Raw genomic sequence first — 20373 nt, 5'->3', positions numbered from 1 at the left:
ATGAACGATTTTGCGCAAAAACACCCCAAGGCGGCGGAATGGATCCGCAAGGGCGGACTGTTCCTTATTTTCAGCTGGGTGGTCACCGCCCTGAAAGCGGTGATGCTTATGTTTCTGCCTGGCTTGTTCCACGGCGTCGTGGGTGACGCAGAGTGGCTGTTTCCCGGCATCCCGGTGGAGCTGTTTGGGGTCGGCTTCAAGCTGTCCATCATTGGCAATGCCCTTGAGGTCGGCGCGGACGGTGCCTGCCTGGTCAACAGCGGTTTGGCCTTTACCCTGGCCAACCTGACCGCCATCTTCTTCGGCGAGTGCATCAACTTCCCCCTTCAGCGCAATGTGACCTTTAAGAGCCACGGTCCTCTGGTTTCTCAGATTGGACTGCATCTGCTGGCCACCATTGCGGTGTTCCTGGTGATGAACCTGTTTACCTGCGTGTGGAATCCCGTCACCGTGGCGCTCATCTCTAACGAAGCTGTGCGCAATACGGTCAGCAGCATTGTCACCACCGTGGTTACCGGCGGTGTGGCTATGGTCATCATTTTCGCTGTAGACAACAAAATCTTCGCCCCCGAGTTTGGAGCGAAGCGGAACTGACAAAAATCTCCTCCGGAGCCTGGCAGCTCCGGAGGAGGTTTTCTGGTACAGATAAATTTCAGACTTTAGCCGCAGTATTTTCCAACGGCAGCTTGAATCATCTCGCAGATCTGAGCGGTAATGCTGTGGTCTTCCTCCGCCAGCTCCAGCAGAGGGGCGCGGACGCCTCCCACATCGGGGCCGCCCTGGAGGCGGACAACCTCCTTAATCACCGCGTACAGGTTCCCCTGGGCGGAGCACATCTTGTAGATGATGCGGCAGCACTCGTTCTGGATCTCCATCCCCTTTTCCAGCTCACCGGCCTTAAAGCAGCGGAAAATCTCCAGATACAGCTCGGGCATGGCGCCGTAGGTCCCGCCGATTCCGCCGACAGCCCCGGCGGTCAGGCCGGACAGCAGCTGCTCATCCGGCCCGTTAAAGACCACCGCACCCTCGTCGTGCCACAGCTGAATGTCCTGAACGGGCATGGAGGAGTTCTTCACTCCGATTACCCTGGGATTTTTCAGCATCTCCTGGAGCAGGGGCACGGTAAGGGCCACCCCGGCCAGCTGGGGGATGTTGTAGATGATAAAGTCGGTGTTGGGGGCCGCGCTGGAGATGTCGTTCCAGTACTTGGCAATTCCCTTGGGGGGCAGGTGGAAATAGATGGGCGGAATGGCCGCAATGGCGTCCACCCCCAGGCTCTCGGCGTGAGCGGCCAGCTCTTGGCTGTCCGCAGTGTTGTTGCAGGCCACGTGGGCAATGATGGTCAGCTTGCCGCCCACCTCAGCCATCACGTGCTCCAGGGTTTCCTTCCGCTCAGCCACGCTCTGGTAGATACATTCGCCGGAGGAGCCGCCTACATACAGGCCCTTGACTCCCTTGTCCAGCAGATAGCGGGCCAAAGCCCGGACGGCCTGGCCGTCCACCTTGCCGTCCTTGTCGTAGCAAGCGTAAAAGGCGGGAAAAATACCCTGATATTTGGAACAATCTTTCATGTTTGACTCACCTCAATTGTCAATTATAACAGCACTTATCCCTTCACAGCACCCATGGTGATGCCCTGAGTGAAGTACTTTTGGAAAATCAGGAACACAATGATAATCGGGGCGGCGGCCAAGGTCGCGCCGGCCATCAGCAGGCCGTTGTCGATGGAGGTCTCCGCCTGGAGGGTGGCAATACCCAGGGGGATGGTAAAGTTGCTTCCGCTGGCCAGCATAACCAGCTGAATAAAGTAGTCGTTCCAGCAGTTGATAAAGGTGAAAATGGCCAGCGCGCCGATACCCGGCTTAATCATGGGCATGACCACGGTGGAGAAGGTATTCCACTCGCTGGAGCCGTCAATACGGGCGGCCTCCAGAATTTCTCCCGGAATGCTCTCGGAGAACTGCTTCATCAAAAACACGCCGAAGGGCCAGCCTACGGTGGGGAAGATGACGGCCCACAGGCTGTCATACAGCCGCAAAGAGGCCATCTCTTTCAGCAGGGGAATCAGGATAACCTGCTTGGGCAGGGCCATGGCGCACACAATGAGGGAGAACAAAATGGCCCGGCCGTTGAACCGCTTCTTGGCCAGGGCATAGCCGGCCATGGCGGCGGTGAGGCAGGTGAGGAGCATGGCGGCCACCGACATAAACACCGCGTTAATCAGCCACCGGAAGGCGGCGGGGGCGTCTGGCCCGGCGGTGAGGACCACCTTCTCGCCGTTGTTGAAGAAGCTGCCAAAGGGCAGGAAAATCTCCCACAGGGGGACGGTGCGCTGCTTCATCAGCTTCTCAAAATTGGTGCCTACCCACTCGGTGGGCAGCCAGATGGGCTTGGTGGCGTTGATATCCGCCCCGTTTTTAAAAGCGCCGGTGACAATCCAATACAGCGGGAAGGTAAACAGGAACGCCAGGATGATCAGGATCACAATGGACATGATTTTATAAGCGCGGCCGCGGCCGTTTTCAATTTTCATACCAGCACCCCCTTACTTCTCTTTGGCCAGCTTGAACTGGAGGGCGGACAGCAGTCCGATAAAGATGGCCAGCACCACGCCCATGGCGTTGGCGTAGCCGAAGTGGCCCGCCTGCTCTGTCAGCTTAAAGGCGGTCCAGTAGATGCGGTACATCACTGTGTCAGTGCCGGCGCCGCCCTTGGTCAGCAGCTGGATCAGGGCAAAGCACTGGAAGGAATTGATGGTGGTGATGACCAGGATATACAAAGTGGTGGGCAGCATCTGAGCCCACTTCACCTTCCAGAAGACCTGGAAATCGGTGGCGCCGTCCACCTGGGCGGCCTCCACCAGAGTGGTGTCCACGTTGCCCAGGGCGGAGACATAGAGCACGATAGGCTGGCCCACAGAGGTGGTGAACAGGATCAAAATGATGCACCACAGGGCGAATTTTGGGTCGCCCAGCCAGTTGATGTTCTGTTCAATCAGGCCCGCGCTTTTGAGCACATGGTTAAAAATACCGGTGTAGTTGTCATACATCCACTTCCACACCACAGTAACGGCCACAGAGCCGGTGACCACAGGCAGATAGAAGATGCAGCGGAAGGCGGACAGCACGGGGCCCTTCAGCCGGTAGATGGCGGAGGACACCCACAGCGAGAAGGCGCACACCGTGGGCACGCTGACAATCACAATGATAAAGGTATTTTTCAGCGCGGCCAAAAACGCTGTGTCCTGCCACAGGCGGGTAAAGTTGCTCAGGCCGACAAAGTTGCCGAACAGTCCGGGGTCGTGCATGTTCATATCGGTGAGACTGGTGAAAATACAGATCACCATGGGGATTACCACAAAGCCAATAAAGAAAATCAGGCTGGGCAGCATAAACAGGTAGCCGGCAATGTTCTCCCGGCGCTGCAGCGCTCTGCTCATAGAGGGTTTCGACTGTTTTGCCAAATTCAACACTCCTTTACAACCGGAACACATCCCCCGTCAGGGGCTGAGCGTGTAGTCAAAGCGCCCCTCTCCCGCCCTTCGCGGGAGAGGGGCGTACAAGACCCTTTTCTCTTTTTACAAATTATACCGTCAGCTTAGCCCGCGGCCAGCGCGTTGGCGGCGGCCACATGGGTGTTCACAGAGGTGGTGATGTCCTGGCCGTTGCCCACTTCCTGGAGCATGTTCCACCACTCGGTACGGGCGCCGGCCCAGCCGGTGGTGACCTGGTAGTAGTCGCCCAGGTAGGGCATGAGAACCTGGTACTCATTCATGATCTCGTTGTCAGCCCAAATGCCGGACAGGTCAGTACCCTCGGCGGCGGAGCGGGCGGCGAAGTAGTTGGCGGTCTTGACGGCGTCCACGGTGTGCTCAGAGTCGCACATCCACTTGATAAAGGTCTTGGCGGCGTCGATCTTGGCCTGATCGCCGTTGTCGAAGATTCCGAAGCCCCAGATACCGCCCTGGAGGGCAGGCTTGCCGCTCTCAGAGGGGAAGCCCATGAAGACGATCTCGTCGCCGCCGGCGGTCAGGCCAGCGCCGGTATCAGCCTGGTTGGGGTTGAGCTGCTGGGCGATGTTCCAGCAGAAGGCCATCTTCAGAACACCCTGATAGAACACCTTGATCTCGTCGCCGCCCTCCAGAGAGGCGTCAAAGGCAATGCCCTTCATGCTCTTGAGCTGCTCCAGAGCCTTGATGTTCAAAGGATCGTCCCATGTGTATTTGTCGTGGGAGGCGGTGGCAAAGGTGCCGCCGTACAGGTTGTTAACGAGAGCACGGGTGCCCTGGTCGCCGCCCTGGCCCTTGCAGAAGACAGCGCCCACAGGAGCGTTGTACTTGGCGTACAGGGCGTCAACGGCCTTGATGAAGTTCTCGGTGGTCCAGGTGTGGTTCTCCAGGTCCAGATACTGGTCGGCCCCCGCCTCTTTAAAGGCGTTCAGGTTGATGGCCATGCAGTGGGCGGTGATAACCAGAGGATACTCATAGACAGAGCCGTTGGAGTGAGTGCAGGCGGCCATGGCGGCGGCGTTGATCTCACTGCGGTCGGTGTCGTCAATCATATCGGACAGGTCCACCAGATAGCCCTTGTCGCCCCAGTTGGTCACCAGGCGCTCAGGACCCTCCATAATCAGGTCGGGGGCGTTTTCGGCGGTGATGGCAGAGTTTACCTTGTCGTCGCCGTCGGCGTAGGCCAGATACTCCACCTTCACGGTGATGCCGGTGTCAGCGGTAAAGGCGTCGGTAATGGCCTTGACCTTGTCCTCCTTGCCCCAATCGCCGATGGGATAGGTCCACAGGCTGATCTCGGTGCCGCCGGAGGGCGTTGCAGGGGTGCTCTGGGCGGGGGTCTGGCTGCCGCTGCCGGATGTATTATTGCCGGGAGTGCTGGTCTGGCCGCCGCCGCCGCAGGCGGCCAGTGACAGGGCCATGGCCATGGCCAGAGCGGCCGCAATCAGTTTCTTCATCTTCATTGCAGTTCCTCCTTCAATTTCACAAAAAATATGGTCGCAAGGCTGGGGTCAATGTGTAAATTATACAAGGGTGGTGCCGCCGTGTCAATCAAAATCGAAAAAATTTCTGAAAAAAGAACAGATTTAGTGGATTGTACAAAAATAATTTCGATTTTTGTGCATTTCGCCCGGATTGTTCGAAATAATCCGCGCTAATTTGCCTTGACAAACAAGAAAAAATATTCCAATTCACTCTATGCTCCACAATTTGTCCTATATCCTCCAGAGCAATTCACCGAAATAACAAGAGGGCCTGTTCTGCAGGAGCGGCCTTTGGCCGTCCCTCTGTTACAGCCAGGCCCATTTGTTTCTGCGGGCGGCCACAGGCCACCCCTGCAGCTCAGGTTTCAGAAATTTTGAAACCCGCTATAAGCATTGCCCTAAATAAACCGCCAGCAAAAATATGCCCGAAACGACTTGCGCACGTTTCGGACATGTTTCTATTCTTCCACCTGCTCTCCGGGCTCCTTTTGGGCCAGCTCCGGGGAATATTTTTGAAAGATCCGCTCGGTAAACAGTGAGACCAGCAGCATGGCCATCGAAGGCAGAAACACCACCGGCCACCAGCGCTCGATACAAAACACCGCCGATTGAGCCGTCAGCAGCACCACAACAACGGTGCTGGGCAGATGGGCAATGGTCAGCTGGGCGGCGGTAAGAAACAGGCTTTTCACATTGCGGTCAAACCGCCCCAGCAGCGGGGACAGCCAGCACAGCACCCCCGCCGGCAGGATGAGGACAAAGTAGTAGGTCACATACAAAACGTAGGCCATGCCCCCGATTCGCGTCCCGTACCAGCGGACAATATTGTGTCCCCCATAGAGCAGCAGCGCCGCCAGGATGGCAATGAGGCCCGCTTTCAGTCCTGTCTTGAAGTTGTTCCGGAAGGAGCGCAGGTAGTGCCCAAAGGCCCCGCTCTCCCGTCCCCGGACGCACTTGACCACGGTGTAGTACAGCGCCGCCGTGGCCGGGCAGATGGTCACCACCGGCAGGCACAGGGCAATCCACAAAATGGACAGCCCCACCACATCCACCAACGTGCTCAGCCAGGCCCATATCCCCTTTTCGGGGTTGAAAAACTCTCCCACCGCAGCCTCCTTACACGCACTTTTGGGTTAACGCCTTGCCCACAGACCGGCGGTTGCGCTCCGCCCCCTCCGGGTCCCGGCGAACAAACTCGCTGAGCAGCACCTCCACCACATACAGCTGGGCAATCAGGGCCGCCGAGGAGCCAAACTGAAAGGGCTGCTCGTTGGGTCCGCACAGCAAAACAGTGTCGGCGTAGGCGCTGGCCGGGGAGTTGAGATACCGGGTCACCAGAATCAGCCTGGCCCCCCGGCTGCGGATGATTTCCGCCGCCTCCAGCACCTCGTGGGTGGCCCCGGAGTAGGAGAAGTAGAGCACCACATCCTCCCGGGTCAGAGTGGACAGCATCACCGCCTGCATGTGGGAGTCCTGAATGGTCTTGAACTTGGGAGAGGTGGTGGAAAACTGGGCCCAGGCCGCCAGGGCCACCACCGAGTGGTTGCCCTGGCCCAGGCAGATCACCTGTCCCGCCCCCCGCAGCAGGTCCACCGCCCGGGTGACCGAGGGGGCGGCCAGCATGTGGTAGGCGTTGTTCAGCTCCTCCTGCACGGTGTGGAGCACCTTACCCATCACCAGCCCCGGGGTGTCCTCCGGGAGAATCTCCCCCGTCAGCTGGCTCACGTTGGACCCGGCGGGCAGAGCCGCCCGGGCCAGCTCCAGCTTGAAGTCGTTAAAGCCGGCCAGCTTCAGCTTCCGGCAGAACAGCGACACAGTGGACACCGCCACCTCGCACTCCGCGCTCAGGTCGGTGATGCTGATGTACTGGGTCTCCTTCTGGTGCTCCAGCACATAGTCCACAATCTTCCGCTCTGACCGGGTAAAGCTGTCATACTCTTGCAGCATCTGGGCCAGGATGTTTTTCTCCACGGGGCACCTCCTGCAGGGGCGGCCGAATTCACCGCGCCAAAATCTCGTCAATCATTTTGTCCACCAGAATCATGCTCCGGGGCATGTGGAAGGGACCTTTAAAGGTGCTGCCCTTGGTACTGGGCTGTGTGGGCAGGCCGTCCCGGCGGAGATAGCCGTACCACTCGCCGTACTCCGGGTCGGCAAAGTGGGCCTTGCAGTAGTCCGCCGTTTTGTAGAACCAATCCAGATACTTCTCCTCTCCCGTATCCCGGTAGAGCATCATGGAGGCGATCAGAATCTCGTTGTGGGGCCACCACAGCTTCATGTCGTGTTCATAGGCCTCCGGGGGCTTGCCCAGGCAGTCGGTGAAGTAGAGCAGCCCGCCGTACTCCTCGTCCCAGCCGGCGGCGATGGCCCAATCGAACATCTGGGCCGCCTTTTGCACCAGCTCCCTGTCCCCCGTCCGCTGGGCGTGCTCCAGCAGGAACCACACCCCCTCGATATCGTGGCCGGGGTTGACGGTACGGCCCTCGGTGTAGTACAGCCGTGGGGAGCCGTCCACATCCACGTTCTCCAGGGTGCATTTCAGCTCGGGCTTGACGTGGTACTTAAAGATATCGTCCACGCACTGCCGGGCCCGCTGTTCATAGAGGGCCTTCCGTTCCGGGTCGGTGCGCAGCAGCACGCCGGTGACATTGAGGATAATCATAGGGGTGCCGAAGGCCCGGCCCGACCTGGTCTCGGGAATGGTCTTGGGCCCCATGCCCACGGGGTCCGGCCTGCCCTGGCTCAGGTCCCAGTACAGGTCATAGCACTGGCGGGCCCGCTCCAGCCGGGACCTGTCCCCGGTTACGCCGTAGTACTCGGCGTTGGCTATCGCGCAGAAGGCCTCGGAGAAGTAGTACCGCCGCTGGCGCAGGGGCTTGCCCTCCGCCGTCACGGTAAAGTACATCCGGTCCCCGGCCTCGTGGTTGAAGCAGTGCTGCTCCATAAAGTCCAAACAGCTTCTGGAGGCCTCCAGCCACTCCTGTTTCACCCCGTAATTGTGGCACAAAAAGGCGAAAATCCAGCCGCATCGGCCCTGCATCCACACGCTCTTGTCGGTGGAATAAATTTCGCCCTTCCGGTCCAGGCAGGTGTACACCCCGCCGTGCTCGCGGTCCATGCCGTGCTCCAGCCAGAAGGCGGCGGAGCGGTCCAGCTCCTCTTTGACCCAGGACTGGGCGTCCCGCAATTTCTGTTGATCCATAAACGATTTCTCCTTTATCCGGTCAAATTTGGCTATGAGGGAGATTACAGCAGTGGAATTGTATCATAGATTTGTGCAATATGCAATCCTATTCTGTGCCGGGAGAGAGGGACTTCATCCAGTTTCTCCGTTTGAAGATGATGATTCCCATAAAAAGGCGGACCAGCTCCTCCTGGGACAGGATCAAATAGACCCATTCAATGGGCATGTGTAGCACAAAGGCGGTAAACAGCCCCAGCGGCGCGCCCACAAGCCAGGTGCCAATCATGTCGATTACCATAATGCAGGCGGTCTTGCCGCCGCTGCGGATAATTCCGCCGCCCAGAATCATGTTGGCCACCTTTACCGGGGCCAGAATGGCAAACACCAGCAGCAGCCCGGCCGCCATCTCCTGCACTGGCCGCTCCACGTTGTAGAGCTGTACATAGGGCCGCCTCAGCCATATCAGCAGGGCCGACAGGACCAGCGACCCCGCCAGGCCGTACCACATCAGGGTTTTGGACTCCCGGTACGCCTGCTCATACTCCCCGGCTCCCAGCCGTTTGCCAATCAGGATGCCCGCCGCCTGGGACACGCCGCCCAGAGCGCCAATAAACAGCCCCTGCACCGGGCCGGTCAGGGACATAGCCGCCAGCTCCCCGGTTCCAATGTGCCCATAGATGAATGTATTCACATTTTGCCCCACGCTCCAGAGAAACTCGTTAACCAGAATGGGGAGCAGCATCCCGGCAAACTGCCGCCAGCCCGGCTTTCCCAGGGCCAGGGAAAAGCGGAATTGTCTCCCCCGCGCCCGATAGAACATCACTGCGATCATCAGCACATTGACCAGCTGCGAGATCACGCTGGCCGCCGCCGCCCCCGTCACCCCCAGGGCTGGAAAGCCGAAGCGCCCGAAAATCAGCGCGTAGTTCAAAGCCGTATTGACCACAGCCGCCGAGATGCCGGCGTACAGGGGCCAGGAGGCCCGATTCATACAGCGGACCATCACAGACAAAATGGAGGCAATCCCCATAGGGAGGTAGGTCCAGGCAATCCGGACCAGATAGCCCCGCCCAAGGGCGATAATCTCCGGGTCGTCCTCCACAAAAATGCGGACGATTCCCTGGGGAAACAGCAGGCACAGCGCTGTGAACAGCCCAGCCAGCGCCGTAACTGCGGCCAGATTGACAGACAGGCTCCGGTCCGCCATTGTCTCGTTCTTCATGCCCAGATACTGGGAGATCATAATTCCGGTAATGGCGGCAACCGCCCCCAGCACCATTGAGAAGATAAACGCCGGCCTGCCGGCCACCTCCACCGCCGCCACCGCCCTGCTCCCCAGCTGCCCCACCATCAGCTGGTCGATCATGGCGAAGGAGGATTGCAGCATGGATTGCAGTCCCACCGGAACGGCAATTCCGATCACCGTTTTGAAAAAGGCCCTTTGCTCCATAAAATCACCCGCTTTCTCACCCGATTATGGAGGAGAAAGCGGGGATAATCAAGGGTTAATCACATAACCTGCCGGGTTAATGACGTAACCGGGCAGTGCTCTGCCTGGGCTTCAGCTGAACGGAGGTCAGGAAATCCCCGGAGAACTTCGGTTCCCGGCGCATCCGCTTCAGCAGCTGAATGGCCCTTTGGGCCCGATAGGCCCCGTCCTGCCGGACGGAGGTCAGGGCCGGGGAGACCTGCTCGCAGATTGGGCTGTCGTCAAAGCCGGCGACAGAAATTTCCTCCGGGACCTGTACGCCTGAGCGCTGGAGAAAACTCATCAGGTCCACCGCGTAAATATCCGACACCGCAAAAATGGCGCTGTACCGGCGCAGCCGCTCCAGCCGCTGGCGGTAAAAGCGGTCCCGCTCCTGCTTGCGCAAAGGAATCTGCCAAAAATCCGCCTGGAAGCCCAGCCCATCGCACAGCCCCTTATAGCGCCGCAGGTCCATGCACTCCCGGTTGTCCGCCACACAGAGCACTGCTTTATGTCCCAGCTCCCGCAGGTGCTCCCCCATCTGCCGCCCGCCGTCCCGGTCGTCAATCTGGAGGTTGCAGATCTTGCCCGCGTTTTCAAAATAGCCGTCGTAGACCACAAAGGGGATGTGGATTCGGTCGCGCAGCTGCTGGTACTCATCGGCGCAGAAGCTTAGCAGAACCATGCCGTCCATATTCCACATGGAGGCGAATTTAACGGACTGCATAATGTTTTTTGCTTTTTTTACCATCATAAAATATCCGTTTTTCTCAATCTCGTCAGCCAGAAAATTCAGGGACGAGGAGATAAAGGGGTCCATCAGCAGCTGTCCCTCATACTTTTCGTGGTCCTTGATGACCACGCCGATAATGCGGGAGTTGTTCTGCGCCAGCAGCGTGGCCGCCATGTTGGGGATGTAGCCCCGCTCCTCCAGCTTTTCCTGCACCCGTTTGATGGTTTGATGGGATATCTTTTGCGTCTTGCCGTGGATCACGTTGGACACTGTAGCCGTGCTGACCCCCAGCTCCTGGGCGATATCCACAATCCGCACCTTGCCTTCCGCCCACATGCCCTTCCCTCCTGTCCCTTTTGGGAAAATGGTCAGCACAAGTATAGCATGAAGGCGGGGGCGGTTCAAGGGAAAAGTCCTCCGCCGGGGCATGGCGCGCCCGGCGGAGGACCGCGGTTTAAATTGCGGGATTCTGTGTTAATTTTTCTGCTTTTTGGCCTCCAGATAGTCGTTGAGCTGGGTGTTCAGCACGTCGGTGATGAACATGTGGCCAGGGGCGTGGGTGATGACAATGGGGGGCTTGGCATTTTCCACAGCGGCCTGGGGTGTGACGCCGCAGGGCCAGAAGACGGTAATCTCGCCGGGGTAGATGTCCACCGCCTCGCCATAGTCGGGCTTCATCACGTCGGCCACACCCACCTCGGCGGCGTCCCCCATATGGACAGGGGCGCCGTGGACGTTGGGCATTTTTACGGTGATGTCGTAGGCTTTTTTGGCGTTCTCCGGGGTCATGGGACGCATGGAGCACACCATGGGCCCCTCAAAGGGCCCGGCCTTCACCGTCTGGATATTGGTCTTGTACATGGGCACGTTCCGGCCCTGGGCGATATGGCGCACCTCAATGCCCTCCCGGATCAGGGCCTCCTCAAAGGAGAAGGAACACCCGATCAAAAAGCCCACATAGCCCTCCTTCCAGTAGTCGGAGGCGTCGGTGAGCTCCTTGGTGAACACGCCGTTTTCATACACCCGGTAGCGGGGAATGTCGGAGCAGATGTTGCCCCCCTCCCCCATGTCGTGGGTGTCCGGGGTACCCTTGATGATCTCCAGAACGGGGCAGGGGAAGGGGTTCTTTTTGGCGTACTCCTCAAAGTCGGCGGCGTACTCCGGGGGCAGGATGACCAGGTTGGCCTGGGCGTAGCCCCGGCACATGCCGGCGGTGGGGAAGTCGATCACGCCCTCCCGAATGAGCTTGCGCACCTCGGACGGCTTCATGTCGACATAGGGGGTGATATCAAATGCCATGATGTACCTCCTTGTTTTTTTGCCCCTTGTGAACGGGGCCTTTTTCAGCTTCAAGCGTTGATCCGGCTCAGCGCCTTCAAAGCGGAGCGCTGGGCCAGCAGCAGGCCCTGGGCGTACTCCACCGGAACCTTGACAAACTGCACCTTGTCCCCCGCTTTCAGCTGGGCCAGGATGCGGAAGTCGGCGGTAATAACGGTGGCGATTTTGGTGTAGCCGCCGGTGGTCTGGCGGTCGCCCAGCATAATAATGGGCGTACCGGCGGAGGGCACCTGGATGGCGCCGAAGGCGATACCGTCAGAGATGATGTCGCCGCCCTCCTTGTGGGCGATAGCGGGGCCGTCCAGGCGGCAGCCCATGCGGTCAAACTCAGGGGTGACGGTGTAGGTCTGGCTGAGGAAGGTGTCAATGCCTGAATCGGTAAAGTAGTCGTCCTGTGGACCCATCACAACCCGGAGGGTATACACCGGCTTGGGGACAAACTCGGGACTGAGCACCCGGTCCTCCATGCGGGGCAGGGTGTCCACAGGGGCGCGGAAGCCAATGACATCCCCCTTCTCCAGCTTGCGGCCCTGATAGCCGCCGATTTTGGCCTTCATGTAGGTGGACCGGCTGCCCATGGTGACGGGGATATCCAGTCCGCCGGTAAAGGCGATAAAGGCCCGGCACCCCGCCTTGGGGGCGGTAAATTTAAGCACCTGCCCTGCCTTGACGGCCACAGCCTGGTAGTTGGGGATGGCCTTGCCGTCCAGCGTGGGGCCCAGGTCACCGCCGGTGATGGCGATTACATTGCCTTTATCAAACTGGAGCTGAGGACCCATCATGGTACACTCCAGCACGGCCTCCCCCTGGCCGCAGCCTGCCAGGATGTTGGCCAGAGCGGCGGACCGGGGGTCCATCACCCCGGACACCGACACGCCGAACTGCTGGTAGCCAATGCGGCCCTGGTCCTGAACGGTGGTGAGCAGGCCTGGATTCAATACGGTGATACTCATTTGCCGCCCTCCTTCCTGGGGTGGCGCTTGACGGCGTAGCCCCCCGCCGCCTCCTGGGCGGCAATTTTGTCAAACTCCCCCTGGTCAATGGCGTAAAACTTGATATACTGGCCCGCCTGGGGCAGGATGGGGGTTTCCCGGCTGGCGTCGTACATCCGCACAGGGGTGCGGCCAATGAGCTGCCAGCCGCCCGGGGAGTCTATGGGGTACACCCCGGTCTGAGACCCGGCGATCCCCACCGAACCGGCGGGAATCTTCACCCGGGGCGTTTTCAGCCGGGGGGTGGCAATGGACTCGTCCATGCCGCCCAGATAGGTGAAGCCGGGGGTAAAGCCCAGCATGTAGATGAGATACTCGGTGGAGGTGTGGATTTTGATGACCTCCTCCTCCGTCTTGCCCGCGTGCTCGGCCACAAATTTCAGGTCGGGGCCCATCTCCTCCCCGCCGTAGAGAACAGGAATCTCCAGCACCTCACTGGGGGGGATGGTAATCTTGTCCAGCTGGCCCAGCAGTCCTTTCAGCTTGTCCATGAGGAGGGCGTACCGAATCACCTCCGGGTCGTAGTGGACCATAAGTGAGCGGTAGGTGGGCACCGTCTCCACGATGCCGGGGATGTCGCTTTTGCTCAGGGCGATGTTGAAGGCGCGGATCTGGGCGTTGATGGGCTCGCTGATCTCGTTGCCGAACTCCACGCACACCGAGGTATCGCCCGTCAGCAGAAATCTGACGTCAGCCATAGGCGGCTCCTTTCTTCTTTAGGGGTAAAGGCGGGCCGAGTACGGCCCGCCCGGCAGTGTTATGGATAGAATCAGCCCGAAATGGCCTTAATGAAGTTCTGAATATTTGTTACGAAGGTAGTACCGCCCAGATAAGCGGCGGCCAGAGCCACGATGACGCCCAGAACAATGAGGGCAATGGGGTGCTTGTAGTCGCCCACGATTTTTCTGTTGCGGCTGGCAATGAGGATGATCCCCAGGGAAATGGGAAGAATCAAACCGTTGAGAGCGCCCACCAGGATCAGCACCTCAGCGGGATTGCCCACCAGCACCATGACCAGGGTGGAGAAGGCGATAAAGCCCACGATGAACCACTTCTCATTTTTCATGATAAAGGGATTCAGGGTCTTCAGGAAGGAGACGGAGGTGTAGGCCGCGCCGATAACAGAGGTGGTGCCAGCGGCGAAGAGGGCCAGACCGAACAGGCGATAGCCGATATCACCGGCAGCCTGACGGAACGCCTCAGCTGCGGGGTTGCTGGCACCAATAATGGTCTCAGCCACATCGGTCAAAACGGTAGCGCCGCTGGTGCATACGCCCAGAACGGCCAGGAACAGCAGGATACGCACAGTGGCGGACACACCCACACCGGTAAACACGGACTTACGGAAGTGGGCCACATCCTTTTCACCGCCGTAACCAGCATCCAGCAGACGGTGCGCACCGGAGAAGGTGATATAGCCGCCGCAGGAGCCGCCCAGCAGAGTAATCATGGGAGCAAACAAGTCCTTGGGATTCTCAGGGGTAAACACACGCATCACGGCAGTGCCCACGGGGGGCCTGGAGGTAATGCAGACATAGAGGATCACCACCAGGATAATAGCACCCATGATCTGGGCCACCTTGTCCATCAGGGTCTTGCCGCTACGGGACAGGAAAATGCAGATAGCCAGTGCGCCGGCCAAAATGATACCTACCTTCTCAGGGATACCGGCCAGGGCGTTCAGGCCCAGGGACACACCGCCCACGTTGCCGATATTGAAAGCCAAGCCTCCGATGGAGACCAGAACGGCCAGGAACACACCCAAGCCGGGCAGCATCTTATTGGCAATATCCTGACCGCGCAGGCCAGAAGCGCCAATGACGGACCAGACGTTGGTCTGGGCAATTACGTCCATGATAACCACACATACGATAACAAAAGCGAAGGAAGCCAGATACTGGGCGGTAAATTTAGACGTCTGGGTCAAGAAGCCGGGGCCGATGGCGGATGTGGCCATCAGGAAGGCCGCGCCCAACAGCACCGACATGCTCTTGGTGTCTTTTTTGTTCTCGTTACTCATTTAAGTACCTCCAAAAATGTTTCTCTCTTTTTACGTTCACACGATCTCCGCGATGGGAGCGATGGCGACCCCTTCGGCCTCCAGGCGGGCGCGGATGTTTTTGACAAACTCCACCGCAGAGGGGTTGTCGCCGTGGACGCAGATGGAGTGGGCGTCGATAGAGACCTCCTCGCCGGTGATGGCGGTGACCTTGCCCTCGGTGACCATGCGGATGGTGCGGGCAATGGCCTCGTCCTTGTCGTGGATCATGGCGCCGGGCTTGGACCGGGGCACCAGAGAGCCGTCAGCCTGATAGCCGCGGTCGGCGAAGACCTCACTGGCCACCCGCAGCCCCGCCTGCTTTCCGGCCTCCAGCATCTTGCTGCCCGCCAGACCCAGCAAAATTACGTCCTTGTCCACGCTGGCAATGCCCTCAGCAATAGCCATGGCCAGGTCCATATCCTTGCCGGCCATGTTGTACAGCGCCCCGTGTGGCTTGACATGCTGGAGCTTTACGCCGTGGGCGGCGGTGAAGGCCAGCAGCGCGCCCATCTGGTACTGGATGTAGGCCTTGGCCTCCTTGGGGGAGCAGACCATGTTCCTGCGGCCAAAGCCCATCAGGTCAGGAAAGCCGGGGTGGGCTCCCACCGCCACGCCCGCAGCCTTGCAGGCGGCAACGGTCTTGTCCATCACCAGGGGATCACCCGCGTGATAGCCGCAGGCCACGTTTGCCGAGGAGACATGGGCGATAACCGCCTCGTCCATACCAATGGTATAGGCGCCGAAGCTTTCACCCAGGTCACTGTTGAGATCTACTTTGTACATAGTGCGTTTCCTCCTTTAAAACAAACTCATCATAATAACAAGCAATCTTTATGCCAACCCGGCGCTCCGGATTTTTTGGCGGATATTCCCCTTGTTTTTGTCATATTTTCTAATTTTTAAAGGAGCATACAAAAAATTCCTGGTGCAAAAACGCCCGGCTGTGCGTTTTTGCACAGCCAGGCGTTCAGGTTTTATGTGCCGGACGTTGTCTTTCGGTCCTTGTCCGGTTCTTCGCCGTCCAGGCGGCGTTTCAGGGTAAAGCGGGTGGCCCCCAGCAGCTGGGCCGCCTGGGACAGATTCCCTCCGGTGAGCTCCATGGCCCGCCTGATGTAGGCCAGCTCAAAGGCGTCCACCTCACGGCGCAGGTCAATGGCCCCCTGGCGCAGGTCCCGCAGGGGAAAGCCCTCCCCCGACGCCGGGCAGCTCTGTCCCGACAGCCGCAGCCCGGACTCCGCCCCGCTGAGCAGCTCGCCCCCACTGAACAGGGCACAGCGCTCCATCACATTGCGCAGCTCCCGTACGTTTCCCTTCCAGTCGTAGCGCTCCATGGTCCGTAAAAACTCCGGCTCAATGCCCTGGAAGGACTTTTTGAACTTCAGGCTGAACTGTTCCAGATAGAACTGGCACAAAGCGGGGATATCCTCAGGCCGCTCCCGCAGGGGCGGTATGTAGATCTGCATCACGTTCAGCCGGTAGAACAGATCCTCCCGAAAGGCGCCCCTGCCCACCTCCTCCTCCAGGTTGCGGTTGGTGGCCGCCACAATGCGGACGTTGACCTCGATATCCCGCAGCCCCCCCACCCGCTTAAAGCGGCGGTCCTCCAGAAAGGTGAGCAGCTTGGCCTGCATGGGCAAAGGCAGCTCTCCAATCTCGTCCAGAAAGACCGTTCCGCCGTTGGCCAGCTCCATCAGGCCTTTTTTCGTCTTGTTCGCCCCGGTAAAGGCCCCCTTCTCATAGCCGAAGAGCTCCGACTCCAGCAGAGTCTCCGGGATGGCCCCGCAGTTGATTTTGACCAGGGGCTTGTCCCGGCGGGCGCTGCCGTCGTGGATGTTGTTGGCCACAACCTCTTTGCCGGTGCCAGTTTCGCCAAAGATGAGCACATCCACGCTGTCATTTTCCGCCAGTACCCGGATATTCTGCCGGATCCGCTGGATGCCTGGACTGACGCCGATCAGCTCCCGGTTGGGCCTGCGCATCAGCGCCACCGTGCGCCGGTTGGTCAGCTGTTCCATGCCCCGACGGATAATCAGGTCGATCTCATCCAGGTCAAAGGGCTTGAGCACATAGTTGCTCACCCCCAGCTTCATGGCCTCCACCGCCTGGGATACGGAGCCGTAGGCGGTCATCAGGATAATCTGCACCTCCTCGTCCAGCTGCCGGAAATCGGAGATGTGGTCCAGCCCCCGGTCGCTGCCCAGCCGGTTGTCCAGCAAAACCACGTCGGGATGAAAGGTCTCCGCCAGGGCAACGCCCTGGCGGATGTCTCCGGCTACCTCCACCTGGTAGCCCCGGTCGGACAGGCCGCTCTCCAGGGTCATGCGCAGCAAAAATTCGTCGTCAATCACTAAAACCTTATACTTCATGGTCTCCTCCTGTTCCGTGGAAGGTCAGGGTCACCTGGGTGCCCCGGCCAGGGACGCTCCGGATATTCAGGCTGCCGCCGTTCTGCTCCAGAAGGCGCTGGACAATGGACAGGCCCAGTCCTCCCGTCTGCCCGCTCAGCACCCGATCCAGCTTCTCCGGCGACATGCCCCCGCCGCTGTCCGCCACCGTCACCGCCACCCCGTCCGCCGCCGGCCTCCCCGTCAGGATGACCTGCCCGCCGTCAGGCATGGCTTTGATGCTGTTGTTAATCAGATTGATGAGGATCTGCCGCAGCTGCTGCTCGTCGGCAAAGAGCCACAGCTCCCCCTCCATCTCCACTGTCAGGGCAATGCCCTTGTTCTCCGCCACCTTAAAGTAGAGCATCATCAGCTCATTGCCCAAGGCGTTGAGGCTGACGGTGGTCTTTTCACTCTCCCGCTGCCGGGACAGGTTGAGCAGGTTTTCAATGAGCAGGTTCACCCGGTCCACCTCCCGCACCATCTCCCGGCACAGCATGGCGTCCCGCTCCTGGGTCAGCTTGGGGGAGAGTACCTGCAATCCCGCCCGGATGCCCGCCAGGGGGTTGCGGGCCTCGTGGGCCACGTCGGCGGCCAGCCTGCCGGTGTAGGCCAGCCGCTCCTCCCGGCTCAGCTTCTCCTCCATATGCTTTTTATAGGTGACATCGTCAATGGTACACAGGGTGCCCCAGCCGTCGCCGTCGCCGCTGTGCAGCGTCCAGGCCCCCAGCTCGCAGTCCCGCACCTTGCCTGTCCGGTCGTACAACCGCACCGGGGAGGGGAGCACCGGGTCCCGCCGCACCAGCTCAGCCAGCAGCTCGGCCAGGTCCCGCCCCTGTTCGTCCCGCTCCTCAACGCGCTGCAACAGTCCATCCGCCTGGAGGTTCTGGAGCACCACCCGGCCCTCCCGGTCATAGACCACCACGCCCAGAGGCAGATTGGCCACAATGCTCTCGTTGAGCACCTTCACCTGGGTCAGCTCCCGGGTATACCGCCGCTGGCTGTCCAGCATGGCCTGGAAGGCGGCGGCCAGCTGGCCGGTCTCGTCCCGGCGGCGGGTGTACTCCACCGCCAGATCCTCCGAGGCCCCCGGGTCCCGGCTGACCAGGGTGCACACCCGGCTCAGCTGCCGCAGGGGGGAGGAGATGTGATAGGCAATAAACACGCTGGCCTGGACGATTATCAGCAGCATGGCCACTGCGGCCAGAATCATATAGCGCTGCTCCTCAATAAACTCCAGGCGGACAGCCCGCTGGTCCAGGGCGTAGAGCACCCGCCAGCTCAGGCGGTTGTCCTGGCTGTCCTCCAGCACCAGCTCCGCGTCCCCCAGTGGCCGCCGGCTGAACAGCAGCTGTCCCTGGGCGTCGTAGAGAAACAGGCTGTCCCCCCGGTAGCCGCCGGCGTACTTTTCCAGCAGATCCCGGGGGGACTGCCAGCCCTCCCCTGCGTCAATGTCGGCGTTGATATACTCCACCAGGGCTCCGGCGTTGAGAGTCTCGGTGCGCAGCTTCACATCGTACTCCGTCCGGTACAGGATGGCGCAGAAGCAGAGCACCGTTATCATGCTGATGCAGACAAAGGGAAACAGAATCTTATTTTCAATGGTGGAGCTGATCTTCCACTTCATCCCGAGCACACTCCTTCCCGTCCCATAGAGAGACCCCTATCATTGCCGCGGTGGACAAAGGCATGGCAAACATGGCCGGGTGGGCGGTAAAGATCCCCCGGTAAAACAGCGGGTAGAGCACCGCAATGGCCAGCCCTCCGGCGATCAGGCAGGCCCACACCCCCCGGCGCGTGATCCGCCTGGACAGCAGTGTGCCGTACAGCGGCGGAAAGAGCAAAATGCCCAAAATACCCCATACGTCTCCCCCGTAGGACAGGGTGAAAGGGGGGGGATTCAGGGTGAGCAGCATGGCCAGAGTCCCCCCGCCCAGCACCGCCAGCCGCCCCAGGTTTACCACACGGCTGGCGGACAGCTCCTTGTGGGCCAGCCCCTTGGCCAGATCGTAGGAAAAGGAGGAGGCGATCAGCAGCAGCTGGGAGTTGGCGGTGGAAATACAGGCCCCAAAGACGGCAAAGAGGAAAAATCCGCTCCAGGGGCCGTAGAGCTCATTGTTAATCAGCTGGATAATGATCCCGTCGGTATCCACCGGCCTGGACAGCTCAGGCACCAGCACCCGCATCCCCAGACCAATATGGATCAGGGCAAAGTAAATGGCAAACAGCAGCACCAGGGAATAGAGCACCGTCCTGCGGGCGTCCCGGCTGCTGCTGGCCCCCAGCATCCGCACCAGATACTGGGGATTGGCCGCCAGCCCCAGCCCCCAGCCCCAGAACATGCTCAGGCTGACCAGGGGCGTGTACCGCCCCCCGAAGGGGGCCAGCAGCGGGTCGCTTTGTACAGACATCCCGGCGGCGGAGTAGCCCGTCATCCGGACGGCCTGCCCATAGAGCGCCCCGAACCCGCCCACCTGTGACAGAATGGACACCATCAGCACCGCCAGCCCCACCACCAGCAAAATCAGGTTGAATACGTCAGTCCGGACCACCGAGCGGTAGCCTCCAAAGGTGGTGTACAGAATAAAAAGATAGACCATCCCCACCCCGACCGGGTAGGGGATATCAAACAGTGCCGCAGAAATCATACCAAAGCCCTTGTACTGGGACACCAGGTAAAACACATAGACCCCAATGATAATCACAGCGTAGATGGCCTGGAGCACCCTGGAGCCGTACTTCACCCGGAACAACTCCGGAATTGTGATAATCCCGTTGCTGTACAGCCTTCTGGCAACCAGCGCCAGAAGAAACGCCCCCAAAAACCAGGGAATCACCGAGTAAAACAGTACCGCCAGCCCGTCCTCGTAGACGCTGCCCGTCAGGCTGAGGATGGTAATGGCCGATACCCAGGTGCCCGTAAAGGTGCAGACACTCTGGGGCGTTCCCACCTTTCGCTCACAGATAAAATAGTCCTCCGGTGTGCTCTCGTCCCGAAGGCTGCTCTTTCCAATAATCAGGAGCACCACCGAATACAGGCAGAAATACCCCAGATACAGCATTGTTTTGCTCATAGCCCCTCCCCCCGGCGGCGCACCAATTCCCCTGCCGCCGCCCGTCATCTTTTTTCTGTGTCTATTGTCGCAGATTCCCTCTTCTTGCGCAAGGTTTATTTTTGCTCGAAAGCCGGATTGTTTCCCTCACTCAGATAAAAAGACTTCCCTTGGACAGTTAAAATCCC

General features: G+C 59.8%; 18 protein-coding genes. 1 reads left to right on the top strand and 17 read right to left on the bottom strand.

The annotated features are described in order from the left end of the window. Positions 1-594 (top strand): hypothetical protein, encoded by a 594-nt coding sequence (locus NFS22_RS09570; protein ID WP_251317550.1) that lies wholly within the window; start codon positions 1-3, stop codon positions 592-594. A gap of 65 nt (positions 595-659) precedes the next feature. Here the strand turns inward: NFS22_RS09570 and NFS22_RS09565 are convergent, their stop codons facing one another. The 17 genes from NFS22_RS09565 to NFS22_RS09485 form a co-directional block, all read right to left on the bottom strand. Continuing rightward, positions 660-1571, bottom strand: a complete 912-nt coding sequence (locus NFS22_RS09565; protein ID WP_251317549.1) for a dihydrodipicolinate synthase family protein — start codon at positions 1569-1571, stop codon at positions 660-662. Between the two features lie 35 nt (positions 1572-1606). Continuing rightward, positions 1607-2533, bottom strand: coding sequence for a carbohydrate ABC transporter permease (locus tag NFS22_RS09560; RefSeq protein WP_251317548.1), 927 nt, complete (start codon positions 2531-2533; stop codon positions 1607-1609). Between the two features lie 12 nt (positions 2534-2545). After that, the gene (locus NFS22_RS09555; RefSeq protein ID WP_251317618.1) at positions 2546-3439 is read right to left on the bottom strand and encodes a carbohydrate ABC transporter permease; all 894 of its coding nucleotides are present in this window, start codon (positions 3437-3439) and stop codon (positions 2546-2548) included. Between the two features lie 158 nt (positions 3440-3597). After that, on the bottom strand, positions 3598-4971 hold the full coding sequence (locus tag NFS22_RS09550; RefSeq protein ID WP_251317547.1) for an ABC transporter substrate-binding protein: 1374 nt from the start codon (positions 4969-4971) through the stop codon (positions 3598-3600). A gap of 479 nt (positions 4972-5450) precedes the next feature. Further along, on the bottom strand, positions 5451-6098 hold the full coding sequence (locus NFS22_RS09545; protein ID WP_251317546.1) for a YesL family protein: 648 nt from the start codon (positions 6096-6098) through the stop codon (positions 5451-5453). A gap of 10 nt (positions 6099-6108) precedes the next feature. Further along, on the bottom strand, positions 6109-6963 hold the full coding sequence (locus tag NFS22_RS09540) for a MurR/RpiR family transcriptional regulator (protein WP_251317545.1): 855 nt from the start codon (positions 6961-6963) through the stop codon (positions 6109-6111). A gap of 28 nt (positions 6964-6991) precedes the next feature. Next, positions 6992-8194, bottom strand: coding sequence for an AGE family epimerase/isomerase (locus tag NFS22_RS09535; protein WP_251317544.1), 1203 nt, complete (start codon positions 8192-8194; stop codon positions 6992-6994). Positions 8195-8282: 88 nt separating this feature from the next. Further along, positions 8283-9626, bottom strand: a complete 1344-nt coding sequence (locus tag NFS22_RS09530) for an MATE family efflux transporter (RefSeq protein WP_251317543.1) — start codon at positions 9624-9626, stop codon at positions 8283-8285. A 76-nt stretch (positions 9627-9702) separates the two neighbouring features. Beyond that, positions 9703-10713, bottom strand: coding sequence for a LacI family DNA-binding transcriptional regulator (locus NFS22_RS09525; RefSeq protein ID WP_251317542.1), 1011 nt, complete (start codon positions 10711-10713; stop codon positions 9703-9705). 138 nt (positions 10714-10851) lie between these two features. Beyond that, a complete protein-coding gene (locus NFS22_RS09520) occupies positions 10852-11676 on the bottom strand; it encodes a putative hydro-lyase (protein ID WP_251317541.1) in 825 nt (274 codons plus the stop codon). A gap of 50 nt (positions 11677-11726) precedes the next feature. Then, positions 11727-12668 carry a 5-oxoprolinase subunit C family protein gene (locus NFS22_RS09515; RefSeq protein ID WP_251317540.1) on the bottom strand — a complete coding sequence of 314 codons (942 nt, stop codon included), beginning with the start codon at positions 12666-12668 and terminating at the stop codon, positions 11727-11729. After that, complete coding sequence (pxpB, locus tag NFS22_RS09510) at positions 12665-13405, bottom strand: 5-oxoprolinase subunit PxpB (RefSeq protein WP_251317539.1); 741 nt, start codon at positions 13403-13405, stop codon at positions 12665-12667. Before pxpB ends, NFS22_RS09515 begins: the two co-directional genes overlap by 4 nt. A gap of 71 nt (positions 13406-13476) precedes the next feature. Beyond that, positions 13477-14727, bottom strand: coding sequence for an NRAMP family divalent metal transporter (locus NFS22_RS09505; protein ID WP_251317538.1), 1251 nt, complete (start codon positions 14725-14727; stop codon positions 13477-13479). A gap of 36 nt (positions 14728-14763) precedes the next feature. Further along, a complete protein-coding gene (locus NFS22_RS09500) occupies positions 14764-15531 on the bottom strand; it encodes a LamB/YcsF family protein (RefSeq protein WP_251317537.1) in 768 nt (255 codons plus the stop codon). 191 nt (positions 15532-15722) lie between these two features. Continuing rightward, entirely contained in the window at positions 15723-17114 is a 1392-nt protein-coding gene (locus tag NFS22_RS09495) for a sigma-54-dependent transcriptional regulator (protein ID WP_251317536.1), read from the bottom strand. Continuing rightward, positions 17104-18759, bottom strand: coding sequence for a sensor histidine kinase (locus tag NFS22_RS09490; protein ID WP_251317535.1), 1656 nt, complete (start codon positions 18757-18759; stop codon positions 17104-17106). The genes NFS22_RS09495 and NFS22_RS09490 overlap by 11 nt, the downstream gene beginning before the upstream one ends. Next, a complete protein-coding gene (locus NFS22_RS09485) occupies positions 18731-20206 on the bottom strand; it encodes a sodium:solute symporter family protein (protein ID WP_251317534.1) in 1476 nt (491 codons plus the stop codon). Before NFS22_RS09485 ends, NFS22_RS09490 begins: the two co-directional genes overlap by 29 nt. Positions 20207-20373: the final 167 nt, after the last annotated feature.

Origin of the sequence: Flintibacter muris (genome assembly GCF_943192995.1) — a bacterium.
GTDB lineage: Bacteria > Bacillota > Clostridia > Oscillospirales > Oscillospiraceae > Lawsonibacter > Lawsonibacter muris.
The sequence above is the reverse complement of the archived record's forward strand: the minus strand, read 5'-3'. Positions and strand labels throughout refer to the sequence as shown.